General features: G+C 69.8%; 11 protein-coding genes and 2 tRNA genes. 9 read left to right on the top strand and 4 right to left on the bottom strand.

All coding sequences use genetic code 11. The features are described 5' to 3' along the window. Window positions 1–93: 93 nt before the first annotated feature. Window positions 94–723, bottom strand: a complete 630-nt coding sequence (locus tag AC4D2C_RS07885; RefSeq protein WP_490914050.1) for a LuxR C-terminal-related transcriptional regulator — start codon at window positions 721–723, stop codon at window positions 94–96. A gap of 251 nt (window positions 724–974) precedes the next feature. Continuing rightward, the gene (locus AC4D2C_RS07880; protein WP_490913899.1) at window positions 975–2,180 is read right to left on the bottom strand and encodes a sensor histidine kinase; all 1,206 of its coding nucleotides are present in this window, start codon (window positions 2,178–2,180) and stop codon (window positions 975–977) included. Between the two features lie 111 nt (window positions 2,181–2,291). Between AC4D2C_RS07880 and AC4D2C_RS07875 the strand changes: the two genes are divergently transcribed. Both AC4D2C_RS07875 and AC4D2C_RS07870 read left to right on the top strand, forming a co-directional pair. Beyond that, complete coding sequence (locus AC4D2C_RS07875) at window positions 2,292–3,356, top strand: 3-isopropylmalate dehydrogenase (protein ID WP_490913898.1); 1,065 nt, start codon at window positions 2,292–2,294, stop codon at window positions 3,354–3,356. Between the two features lie 97 nt (window positions 3,357–3,453). After that, entirely contained in the window at window positions 3,454–4,560 is a 1,107-nt protein-coding gene (locus tag AC4D2C_RS07870; protein ID WP_490913896.1) for a branched-chain amino acid aminotransferase, read from the top strand. Between the two features lie 67 nt (window positions 4,561–4,627). Here the strand turns inward: AC4D2C_RS07870 and AC4D2C_RS07865 are convergent, their stop codons facing one another. Together AC4D2C_RS07865 and AC4D2C_RS07860 are read right to left on the bottom strand one after the other, a co-directional pair. After that, complete coding sequence (locus AC4D2C_RS07865) at window positions 4,628–6,202, bottom strand: putative bifunctional diguanylate cyclase/phosphodiesterase (protein ID WP_490908663.1); 1,575 nt, start codon at window positions 6,200–6,202, stop codon at window positions 4,628–4,630. Between the two features lie 456 nt (window positions 6,203–6,658). Beyond that, complete coding sequence (locus AC4D2C_RS07860) at window positions 6,659–7,504, bottom strand: hypothetical protein (protein ID WP_490913895.1); 846 nt, start codon at window positions 7,502–7,504, stop codon at window positions 6,659–6,661. A gap of 42 nt (window positions 7,505–7,546) precedes the next feature. Here AC4D2C_RS07860 and AC4D2C_RS07855 point away from each other — a divergent pair, with 42 nt between their 5' ends. The 7 genes from AC4D2C_RS07855 to AC4D2C_RS07825 all read left to right on the top strand — a co-directional run bounded on the left by AC4D2C_RS07855 (window position 7,547) and on the right by AC4D2C_RS07825 (window position 11,710). Beyond that, window positions 7,547–7,696, top strand: coding sequence for a hypothetical protein (locus tag AC4D2C_RS07855; protein ID WP_490913893.1), 150 nt, complete (start codon window positions 7,547–7,549; stop codon window positions 7,694–7,696). A 209-nt stretch (window positions 7,697–7,905) separates the two neighbouring features. Further along, window positions 7,906–8,046: a hypothetical protein gene (locus tag AC4D2C_RS07850; RefSeq protein ID WP_490908665.1), complete on the top strand. Its 141-nt coding sequence runs from the start codon at window positions 7,906–7,908 to the stop codon at window positions 8,044–8,046. 176 nt (window positions 8,047–8,222) lie between these two features. Then, window positions 8,223–8,996 carry a fumarylacetoacetate hydrolase family protein gene (locus AC4D2C_RS07845; protein WP_490913892.1) on the top strand — a complete coding sequence of 258 codons (774 nt, stop codon included), beginning with the start codon at window positions 8,223–8,225 and terminating at the stop codon, window positions 8,994–8,996. 80 nt (window positions 8,997–9,076) lie between these two features. Beyond that, window positions 9,077–10,585, top strand: coding sequence for a glutamate--tRNA ligase (gene gltX / locus AC4D2C_RS07840; RefSeq protein WP_490913890.1), 1,509 nt, complete (start codon window positions 9,077–9,079; stop codon window positions 10,583–10,585). A gap of 3 nt (window positions 10,586–10,588) precedes the next feature. Next, the gene (locus AC4D2C_RS07835; RefSeq protein ID WP_490913887.1) at window positions 10,589–11,428 is read left to right on the top strand and encodes an HAD family hydrolase; all 840 of its coding nucleotides are present in this window, start codon (window positions 10,589–10,591) and stop codon (window positions 11,426–11,428) included. Between the two features lie 70 nt (window positions 11,429–11,498). Further along, a tRNA-Gln gene (locus AC4D2C_RS07830) sits at window positions 11,499–11,570 on the top strand. A gap of 67 nt (window positions 11,571–11,637) precedes the next feature. After that, a tRNA-Glu gene (locus AC4D2C_RS07825) sits at window positions 11,638–11,710 on the top strand. Window positions 11,711–11,814: the final 104 nt, after the last annotated feature.

The raw sequence follows: 11,814 nt of genomic DNA, 5'->3' as shown, positions 1-11,814 counted from the left end.
CCGGGGTTCCGGCCAGGTCCTCTCATACCGGGGGATGAGCAGGAGGCTCCCGGCCTGCGACCGGAAGCACCCGGTGCGAGGTCTCCCGAGCCGTCAGGGCCGGACGACGCCCGTCGCGTAGGCCAGCACGACGGCCTGGACGCGATCCCGCGCCTCGAGCTTGGCGAGGATGTGGCCCACGTGCGTCTTCACGGTCGCCTCGGACAGGAACAGGTGCGCGGCGATCTCCGGGTTGGACAGTCCCTGCGCGATGAGCTCGAACACCTCACGCTCCCGCGGCGTCAGGCGGGCCACGGCCTCGGCCTGGGCGTCCTGGGCGGGGGAGGGTCTGCGCAGCAGCGGCGCCACGTGGTCGAGCAGTCGGCGGGTGGTCGAGGGCGCTATGACGGCGTCGCCCCGGTGCACCGTCCGGATCGCCTCCAGCAGTTCCTCGGGCGGGGCGTCCTTCAGTAGGAACCCGCTCGCGCCGGCGTTGATCGCCGACAGCGCGTACTCGTCGAGGTCGAACGTCGTCAGGACCACGATCCGCGGTCCGTCCTTCCCCTGCCCAGCGGCGGACGCACCGGCGAGGATGCGGCGCGTCGCCTCGATGCCGTCCATGCCGGGCATGCGCACGTCCATCAGGACGACGTCGGCGCGCGTGGCGGCGAGGGCCCTGACCGCCTCCTCGCCGTTGGCCGCCTCACTGACCACGTGGAGGTCGGGCTGCGAGTTGATGAGCATGGCGAATCCGCTGCGCACCAGGTGCTGGTCGTCGACGATCGCGATGCGGATCGGTGCGGTGTCGCTGGTGCTGTCGTCGGTGTCGTCGTCGGTGTTGCCTGCGGTAGTGGTGGTGCTGTCCACGGTGGTCCTGCGCTCCTGGTCTCGTCCTGCATGCTGTCGGATCGTGTTGCTCCCGGCTCGCCGCGCGTGCCGTGCTGCCGTGCTGCCCGGCTGCCCGGCTGCCCGGCTGCCCGGCTGCCCGGCTCAGCCTAGGCCTGGGTGTAGGGGATGAAGGCCTCCACGCGGTAGCCGCCGCCCGTGCGCGGTGCCGCCGACACCGTTCCGTCATAGAGCCGGACGCGCTCGGTCATCCCAATGATCCCCTGGCGCGCGCCTGCCGTCGCGGGGTCGGGCGCCGCGCCGCGCCCGTCGTCGTCGACCGTGACGGCGAGCCCGCGCACGCCGTACTCGAGGGTCACCTCGGTGGTCGTGCGGGCACCCGCGTGCTTGAGCACGTTGGTGAGGGACTCCTGCACCACGCGGTAGGCGGTCAGCTCGGCGCCGAGGGGGAGCCGGCCGCGCGGCGTGCCGATGCGGCGGCACGCGACCCGTACGCCCGAGTGCCGTACCGACTGGATGAGGGAGTCGACGTCGTCGAGGGTGGGCAGTGGACGGGTGGAGGCGGTCTCGTCGCCGCGCAGCACCCCGAGCAGCCGCCGCATCTCGCGCAGGGAGCCCCGGCCGGTCTCGGCGATGGTGCCGAGCGTCTGCACGGCCAGTTCCGGTGCCTGCGCGCTCGCGTACCGGGCGCCGTCGGCCTGCGTGATGATCACCGACAGGGAGTGCGCCACGATATCGTGCATCTCCCGGGCGATGTGGCTGCGTTCGTCCGCGGCGGCGAGGTCGCGCTCCTGCTGCCTCTCCACCTCGAGCCGCCGCGTCCTGTCCTCGAGCGCCTGGTAGGTCCGGCGGCGGGCACGCGCGAGGTCACCCGTCGTCCATGCCAGGAGGACGAGCGCCTCCACGAGGAAGAGCACGATCAGGTACAGCGGCACCGAGGTGAGCGCGGACGCGCTGACGTCCAGCCCGATCAGGTCACCGAACCGCAGGAGGCCCACGGCCGCGCCGACGAGGGCGAGCGCGAGGCCGCCGAGGCTCGCCCACCGCGGGCCGTAGGCGGCCAGGGTGTAGAGGGTGATCAGGATGACGAACTGTGCGGGGACCGGCTCGATCCCGAGGAGGACCTGCAGCACCGAGACGCCGGCGACGATCCCCGCCGAGAGCATCACCCGGGACCGGCGCCACACCAGCGGGACCACCACGGCGAGGGACACCGCGACGATGCCGGCGGACCCCTGCACGCCGCTGGCGGCGAAGGGGAGGACCAGGAAGACGAGGATCGCCAGGGCGAGGCAGACGTCCAGCGTCCCGGGGTGCGTGCGCACCCAGTGTGCGAGCCGGAGGTGGATGTCCATGGCAACCAACTCTAGGGCGGGCGCCGCCGCCGCACATCCGACCCTGGGTGGACCCGTCTCACCCAGCGGACGGATTGTCACCCGGCCCGGACGCCTTCCTAGGCTGGGACGATGACCGACGCACCGACCGACGTTTCCCGCCGTATCGACCTCGCCGTCATCCCCGGAGACGGGATCGGCCCCGAGGTGACCACCGAGGCCGTCAAGGTGCTCCTCGCGGCCGTCGGCACGGACGTGGACGTCGCGCTCACCGAGTACGAGCTCGGTGCCGAGCACTGGCTCGCCACGGGGGAGACCCTGTCGGAGGCGACGCTCGAGCGGCTGCGCACGCACGACGCCATCCTGTTCGGGGCCGTGGGCGCGGCGCCCGGTGACACCCTCGTACCGTCGGGACTCATCGAACGCGAGTTCCTCCTGAAACTCCGGTTCTCGCTCGACCACTACGTGAACCTGCGGCCCACCCGGCTCTACCCGGGGGTCCCCAGCCCTCTCGCCGACCCCGGCGACGTCGATTTCGTCGTCGTTCGCGAGGGCACGGAGGGCCCCTACACCGGCAACGGCGGGACCCTGCGGGGCGGCACCCAGCACGAGGTGGCCACCGAGGTGTCGCTCAACACGGCGCACGGCGTGGAGCGCGTGGTGCGCGACGCCTTCCAACGGGCCGAGGGTCGCCGCCGCAAGGTGACCCTCGTCCACAAGCACAACGTCCTCGTCCACGCGGGCCACCTGTGGAAGCGCATCGTCGATGCCGTCGCGGTCGAGTTCCCCGAGGTGGAGCACGACTACCTGCACGTCGACGCCGCCATGATCTTCCTCGTCACAGACCCCTCCCGCTTCGACGTGATCGTCACCGACAACCTCTTCGGCGACATCGTGACCGACCTGGCGGCGGCGATCTCGGGAGGAATCGGGCTGGCGGCATCGGCGAACCTCAATATGGACCGCACCGCTCCCTCCATGTTCGAACCCGTCCACGGGTCCGCGCCCGACATCGCCGGACGGCAGATCGCAGACCCGACGGCCGCGATCCTCTCGGCGGCCCTCCTCCTCCGGCATCTGGGCCTCGACGCGCACGCCGCCCGGATCGAGCAGGCGGTCGAAGCGGATATCGCCTCCCGCTCGGGCGCGCGCAGTACGACCGCCGTCGGCGATGCCATCGCCGCTGCCGTGTCCTAAGGTGGTTACACATCGTTAACCCAGTGCCGCAGCACTGACCACCGACGGACGACGGCGGCCGCGCCGCACGTGCAGTCCGTTCCAGCGCGGAGGAACCATGACTGCCACCGAAACCCCGTTCGCCCAGCACCTGTCGACCCGGCGCACACCGGTCGAGGAGCGGGAGGCGGTGCTCGCGAATCCGGGCTTCGGCAACTTCTTCACCGACCACACCGCGATCGTCGACTTCCGCGTCGACGAGTCCGGTGTCGGTGGCTGGCACAGCGCCCGCCTCGAGCCCTACGGTCCCATCGCCCTGGACCCCGCGGCCGCCGTCCTGCACTACGGGCAGGAGATCTTCGAGGGCATGAAGGCCTACCGCCACGCCGACGGCTCCGTATGGACGTTTCGTGCCGACGCCAACGCGGCCCGCCTCAACCGGTCCGCGGCGCGCCTCGCGCTTCCCCAGCTGCCCGAGGAGCTGTTCCTCGAATCACTGCGCCAACTCGTCGCCGCCGACCAGGACTGGATCCCGTCGGGGGACGGCGAGAGCCTGTATCTCCGGCCGTTCATGATCGCCACCGAGGCGTTCCTCGGCGTCCGGCCCGCGCGCGAGGTGTCCTACCGCGTCATCGCGTCCCCCGCAGGCAACTACTTCGGCGGGGAGGTCAGGCCGGTCGACATCTGGGTCTCCCGGAACTACGCCCGGGCAGGGCGCGGTGGGACGGGTGCGGCGAAGGCCGGCGGCAACTACGCCTCGTCCCTCGCCGCCCAGCTGGAGGCCGAGGCGCACGGCTGCAAGCAGGTGCTCTTCCTCGACCAGTTCAACGACAACGCCGTGGAGGAACTCGGCGGCATGAACGTGTTCTTCGTCTTCCGCGACGGGTCCCTCGTGACCCCGGCCCTCTCGGGCACCATCCTCGAGGGCGTCACCCGGTCCTCGATCATCCAGCTCGGTCGCGACCGCGGGCTGGACGTCGTCGAGCGCAAGATCACCCTCGACGAGTGGCGCGACGGTGTCGCTGCCGGCGACATCACCGAGGTGTTCGCGTGCGGCACGGCCGCCGTCATCACGCCGATCGGCCGACTGCGTGACGGCGACGAGTACATCGGAGCCGCCGATTCCGCGGCGGGAGAGGTCACCATGTCCATCCGGAGCCAGCTGCTGGGCATCCAGACCGGCGCCGTGGAGGACATGCACGGCTGGCTGACGCGCCTGGTCTGAGCACGGCCCGACGGCGCCCACCCGCCCCTTCCAGGGCGGACGGGCGCCGTCCCGGTCTCCGGGAGAGTCAGCGGGAAGCAGCCCGCTCGGGGCCGTCGACCCCCTCGCCGACCCGCAGGTGGCGTGTCGTGGCGAGGAGCGCCCCCGCCTCCTCCGCCGGCATGGGTCGGCTGAAGTAGTAGCCCTGACCGCTCGCACAGCCCATCTCCCGCAGCTGGGCCGCCTGCTCACGCGTCTCGATGCCCTCGAAGACGGCCTCGAGGCCCGCAGCGCGGATGAGCTGCAGGATGGCGGCGACGAAGTCGAGCTGACCCGGCCGCGTGTTGAGCTCCACGAGCAGGGAGCGGTCCACCTTCACCATGCTGACGGGCAGCTCGCGGAGGTAGCTGATGGACGAGTACCCCGTCCCGAAGTCGTCGATCTCGATCCCGACACCCAGTTGCTGCAGGCTCAGCAGCGAGTACATCTCCACCTCGCCGCGCGTCACGATCGCCGTCTCGGTGATCTCCACCACGAGGCTGCGTGCCGGGAGGTCGAGCTCGCGGAGCAGGCCGCGGATGTGGTCCACGAGGTCGAGCTGCTTGAGCTCGACGGCGGACAGGTTGACCCTCAGCTGGAAGTCGTCGTCGAGGGGGAGGTCCCGGCGCCACTGCGCGAGCTGACGCAGGGACGTCGACATCACCCAGCGGTCCAGGTCGTGGATGACGCCGATCTCCTCGGCGAGCGGGATGAAGGTGTCCGGCGGGATCAGACCCCGCAGCGGGTGCTGCCAGCGCACCAGGACCTCGACGCCGAGGATCCGGTTGGTGGCCAGCTCCACCACCGGCTGGTAGTGCAGCACGAGCTCGTCGGAGCTGATGGCGCCGCGGAGTTCCGTGGCCATCTGGCTCCGGAGCTGCCGGGAGTAGAGCATCACCGGTTCGAAGAGCTTGATGATGCTGCGCCCCTCGCGCTTGGCCGCGTACATGGCCGTGTCGGCGTCGAGCAGGAGCTCCTCCGCCGTCTGGTCGGCGGTACCGAGACGGACGCCGATGCTCGCGCGCGCGTGGACGTACAGGGAGTCGAGGCGGATGTGCTCACCGAGGACCTCGAGGGCCCTGCGCGCGACGTGCATCGCCGTGTCCATGGTGGCGCCGGGCAGGAGGATCGCGAACTCGTCGCCGCCGAGCCGGGCCACGACGTCGCTCTCCCGGACCACGCTGTTGAGGCGGGAGGCCACCTCCTGCAGCACGCGGTCGCCGGCGTCGTGGCCGAAGCGGTCGTTGACGTTCTTGAAGCTGTCGAGATCCAGGAGCAGCAGGGCGGGAGGCGGGGTCCCCCGGGCAGCCTGGTTGAGCGCCTCCTCGATGGCGTCCATGAGGGCGACGCGGTTGGCGAGGCCTGTGAGGGCGTCGGACATCGCCATCTTCATCATGTCCAGGTGTGCCTGGCGGAGCATGGCGGTGCGGCTCTCCACGCGCTTCTCGAACTGCTCGTAGACCTGTTCGAGCTCCTCGGCGAGCAGGTTCACGCCGGTGATGACGGCGTCGACCTCGTCCCGTGCGCTGGAGGGCTCGATCCGGCTGCTGAGTTCCCCGCGCGAGAGGCGCACGATGCTCTCGACGAGCATCGCGAGCCGGGGGTCCTTGTCATCGGAGCTCATCGGGTCCAGCGTACATTCCGGGCCCCGCGGCCCGGACGCGCCGAGCCGGCCTGTCCAGGGCGGCTGGACCGGTGCGGGATAAGGTCCGCTGTGCGGACGAGAACCGTCGTCATGCGCTGCCCCCAGGCTGCCGCCGTCGAAGAAAGTGGTGGAGGGCGTACCGGCCGGGCCGGCGAGCCCGTCGCGCGGCGGGCAGGCGCGGAGTGCACAGCCCACGGTCCGCGTGACGGGAAAAGATTAGCATCGCTCGCTGCCGCCGCCGGGACCGTGAGCGCGCGCCGCATGGTGGGGCGCTGCAGCGGAGACCCGGGTCAGCAGGAAGTCCCGACCGGGGTGGGAGTAATGGGGGAAAACGCCCAGCCCGATCGGGACCTGTTCATCAACGTACACGAGGCCTGGGGTGCATCGCCCGCGCGCGTCGGTCGGGGATTTTGCTTGACATCGTCACGGGGGCTGTCAGCCCGGTACCTCCTGGATGCCGCGGATCAGCGCGTGCGCGGCCGATGCGCTGTCGCGTGCGCCGGACTGGAGGAACAGGTCTTCGCTCACCCTGAAGTTGCCGAGGGCCTCGGTTCTACTGCCGCGCGCTGACAGTGCCTGCCCGAGCAGGAGGTGGGCCTGAGCGGCCATATGCGATGCGAGCAGGTGCTTCTTCTGGATGATGTCGGTGAGCTGGTCGACGGCCGCGTCGAGCTGTCCCGTAAGGACCAGCCATTGAGCACGTGTCAGCTTGAGTTCCATACGATCCCTTTCGGTCCCGCCGACGATCGAACTCGCGAGCTCGGCCCGTTCGATGCACTCGAGGGTCTCGGGTCCGACGGCACCCGCGGCAAGCCGCAGCGACGCCGAGGCACGGTTGAAACGCGCCCACAGGTCGAGGTCGTTGGTGGGCGAGAGGTTCTCGGCCGCCAGCTGGTGGTACTCCACACCCTCGGAGACCCGTCCGAGCAGGAATGCCACGTTGCCGATGATCCAGTAGGACTGGCCGACGTACTTGCTCGCCGGTTGAAGGGGGAGCAGGTCGACGAGGACGAGGCATTCCTGCCAGGCGGCCTCCAGCTGGTCGCTGTCGGCGAGCGCCGCCACCAGCGCATGGCGGGCGTCGATCTCGAGGCTGACGTCCTCGTTGCTGCCCGTCGCGTCCTCCACCCCCTGCCGGGCGGCGGCGACAGCGAGGGCAAGGTTCCCGGTACCCTGCAGGGCGAGCGAGGCAAGGGTGGAGACCTTCGCGCGCAGGGCCTTCGACCCCTCGGTCAGGGGATGTTTTCCGAGCATCTCGGCGGTCACCCACGATTCCTGCATCTTGCCCTGCTTGCGCAGACACTCAGAGACGAGAAAAGTGGCGTGCCACCAGCCGAGTTCGTCACGAGCCTGGAGCGCGGCAGCCGCCAATTCCTCCGCAAGACGCTGCGCGCCCTCGTAATCGCGCTGGTTCCAGCCATCTCGCGCTCGAAGCTCGAGCAACAGCCGCTGGCCGGCGGCTTCCTCGTCTGACATATGCACCTTCGGCTTTCCGCGTGGTCGGGCTACGCCCCCCATTATTCGGCCTCGGCCGAGCTGCGACCATGCCCGCAGAAAAATGTCTGAAATTATTTGGGAAAAGTGTTACCAAAGTGACTGGTGTGGCTTACGATGATTATTGAACCGCTCGTGGTACAGGCGGGACTCCAATAGACTGTCGATTGAGCCAAAGGACAAACACCATGAAGCGTTTTACCTCCGCATTCCTGCTCGCCACCCTGCTGGTCACCGGCGGGGCTGCCGCAGCCACCGCCGCCCCTGCGAAGGCCGGCGTCGTCGCGCCCGTCTCCTCGCTCGACCGCGTCAACAACTGGCCCGGTTAAGCACACTCGGCAGGTCACGGCGATCCGTTAGGGATCGCCGCGGGGTCTCAGCAAGTGATGCAGGGCTGACACCGCGGGCACCCTCTGGGGAGGGTGCCCGCGGTAGGTCGTTAAGCGCCGCTGCAGTCGGCAACCCTGTCCACGCCCGGGGAACGGCTCAGGCTAGGCTGGGCGACATGCGAATCGCACGCTTTGTCGTAAATGATGACCCACAGTTCGGCGTAGTGGAAGGCCCACCCGGGAGTGAGGAGGTCGCCGTCATCCACGGCGACCCGTTCTACGGCGGCGTCCAGCTGACCGGCGTCCGCCACGCGCTCGAGGACGTCCGGCTCCTGGCGCCCGTCATCCCGCGCAGCAAGGTGGTGGGGGTGGGCCGGAACTACGCCGACCACATCCAGGAGATGGGCAGTGAGACGCCGGCCGCACCGCTGATGTTCCTCAAGCCCAACACGTCCGTGATCGGTCCGGGTGACCCGATCATGCTGCCGTCCTTCTCGGACCAGGTCTCCTACGAGGCCGAGCTGGCCGTGGTGATCGGCCGCATCTGCAAGGACGTCCCGCTCGAGCGCGTCGACGACGTGGTGTTCGGCTACACCTGCGCCAACGACCTGACAGCGCGCGACGTACAGAAGACGGACGACCAGTGGGCGCGCGCCAAGGGCTTCGACACGTCCTGCCCGATCGGCCCGTGGATCGAGACGGACCTGGACCCCGAGAACCTCACCATCCGCGGGACCCTCGACGGCGACCTCCGCCAGGACGGCTCCACGAGTGACATGATCTGGGGCGCCCGCGAACTCGTGGCCTACGTGTCGCAGGCGTTCACCCTGCTGCCCGGGGACATCATCCTCACCGGGACGCCGGCCGGTGTCGGCATGATCACCGACGGCCAGCGCTACGAGGTCGACATCGAGGGCATCGGGCGCCTGTCCAACCCAGCGCGCCGCTGAGGCACGCGCCGTCGTGCCCTCCGCACCGGGCGCGACGGCGCACGTCCGGCCGGCATGCTCCCACCTAGACTGGGAGCATCATGACTACTGCCGCAGATCTCCCCACCGTCACCGATGCCACGCCCGTCCGGGTCCGCTTCTGCCCGTCCCCGACCGGCACCCCGCACGTAGGGCTCATCAGGACCGCACTGTTCAACTGGGCGTACGCGCGCCACACGGGCGGGAAGCTCGTCTTCCGCATCGAGGACACCGACGCCGCCCGTGACAGCGAGGAGAGCTACCAGCAGCTCCTCGAGGCGATGACCTGGCTGGGCATCGACTGGGACGAGGGCGTGGAGGTGGGAGGGCCGCATGCGCCCTACCGCCAGTCCCAGCGCGGCGAGCTCTACCGCGACGTCATCGACCGTCTCGTCGCCGCCGGACACCTCTACGAGTCGTTCTCCACGCCCGAGGAGGTCGAGGAGCGGCACCGCGCGGCGGGCCGTGATCCCAAGCTCGGGTACGACAATCACGACCGCACCCTGACCGAGGAGCAGAAGGACGCCTTCCGGTTCGCGGGCCGCCCCGCCGTGCTGCGCCTGAGGATGCCGGACGAGGACATCACGTTCACCGACCTCGTGCGCGGGGACATCACCTTCCGCGCCGGCAGTGTTCCGGACTTCGCCGTCGTGCGTGCCAACGGGGCGCCGCTCTACACGCTCGTGAACCCTGTCGACGACGCCCTCATGGGCATCACGCACGTGCTGCGCGGGGAGGACCTGTTGTCCTCGACGCCGCGCCAGGTGGCCCTGTACCGGGCGCTGATCGACATCGGCGTCGCTCAGTACATGCCGCTGTTCGGACACCTGCCGTACGTGATGGGCCAGGGCAACAAGAAGCTGTCCAAGCGTGATCCCGAATCCAACCTGTTCCTCCACCGGGAGCGCGGCTTCATCCGGGAGGGCCTGCTCAACTACCTCTCGCTGCTCGGGTGGAGCCTCTCGGCGGACGAGGACATCTTCTCGGTGGAGCAGCTCGTCGAGAAGTTCGACGTGCGCGACGTCCTCGCCAACCCCGCCCGGTTCGATCTGAAGAAGGCGGAGGCGATCAACGGCACGCACGTGCGGCTCCTCGATCCCGCGGATTTCCGCAGTCGCCTGCTGCCGTACCTCGCCGCGGCCGGCGTCATCGGCGACGCCCCCACCGAGGACGAGCTGCGCATCGTGGCCGAGGCCGCGCCGCTCATCCAGGAACGCATCACCCTGCTCGGCGAGGCCCCGGAGATGCTCGGGTTCCTGTTCAAGGCCGACGACGCGGTCGATATCGCCGACGACGCCCGGAAGGGCCTGCCGGAGAACCTCGGCGAGGTGCTCGACGCGACGCTGGAGGCCCTGCAGGGGGTGGACAGCTGGGACGCCGAGTCGCTGCAGGCCGCACTCCGGGCGGCGCTCGTCGACACCATCGGTCTGAAGCCGAGACTCGCGTTCGGGCCCGCCCGGACCGCGATCTCCGGGCGCAGGATCTCGCCCCCGCTCTTCGAGTCCATGGTGATCCTCGGACGCGAGTCCTCGATGGCGCGTCTGCGCGCCCTGCGCGCGACGGCGGGCTGAACCGTGCCCGCGCCGGACGCGAGACCGCCGGCCCCGCGGGGTGGTGCCGTCGAGGGTGTGCTGTTCGACATCGACGACACCCTCGTGGACCTCGAACAGGCCATGGGGCACACCCTGCAGGCCATCCCGGACCCGGCCCTCAGCCATCTCGGGGACGACGACTGGGTGCGCTACAAGGCGCTGTACACCACCGACCCGCAGAGGCACTACGACCGGTTCCTCGCCGGAGAGCTCACCTTCGAGGAACAGCGGGTGCACCGCGTCCGCCACGCGCGGGCCGGTTTCACCCCCGAGCCGTTCCTCGGGCGCGTCGCGGAGGCGTGGGTGCGAGCCTACGAGCAGATGCTGCCGCAGCACTTCCGCGCCTACGACGACGTGGTCCCGCTGCTGGATGCGCTCGACGCGCGGGCGATCCCCTACGGCGCGGTGAGCAACAACGTGCACGACTACCAGCGGGCGAAGCTCGACCGGGCCGGTCTCCGGCGGATCCGGGTGCTCGTCGGCATCGACACGGTGGGGGTCGCGAAGCCGGACCCGGGTATCTACCGCGAGGGCGCCCGCCTCATCGGCGCCACGCCGTCGCGCACGCTGTACGTCGGGGACAACCGGCTGATCGACGCCGTGGGCGCCCGGGAGGCCGGACTGATCGGGGTGTGGCTCGACCGCACGGGGACCGGCCGGGAGCACGGGACGGACTCAGGGGTCGGCGCCGGCCTGCCCTCGAGCGGCGTGGCGGAGGATGCGGGGGAGTCCGCCCGCGAGGGCGTCCCGACCGCCGCTCCGGAGGTGCCCTGCATCGGCGGACTGGCGGACGTTTTGCAGTTCCTGCCCTCCGTCCGGTAAAGTTATTTCTCGGCGCGGAGCGGTTACGCGGCCGGAGCCCAGCTAGGATCGGGCCTTCGGGAAGTGCCATTGGGGTATGGTGTAATTGGCAACACACTGGTTTCTGGTACCAACATTCTAGGTTCGAGTCCTGGTACCCCAGCGCGGTGCCGTCCTTGCGGACGGGGTGGCACGAGCAGTAAAAAAGAAGTAGTAGGATGGAAAGTACTGGCCCCATCGTATAGCGGCCTAGTACGCTGCCCTCTCACGGCGGTAACGCGGGTTCGAATCCCGCTGGGGTCACAGCTGGAACGTCTCGGACATCATCACGATGTCCGGGACGTTCTGCTTTAACGGTCCGTCGTCGGTTCGCCCGGCACTGCCGTCCCGGGCGGCGGGGGACGGCT

This window comes from Arthrobacter sp. TJ-240 (genome assembly GCF_058269195.1).
This window is presented reverse-complemented; position numbering and strand designations above follow the sequence as displayed.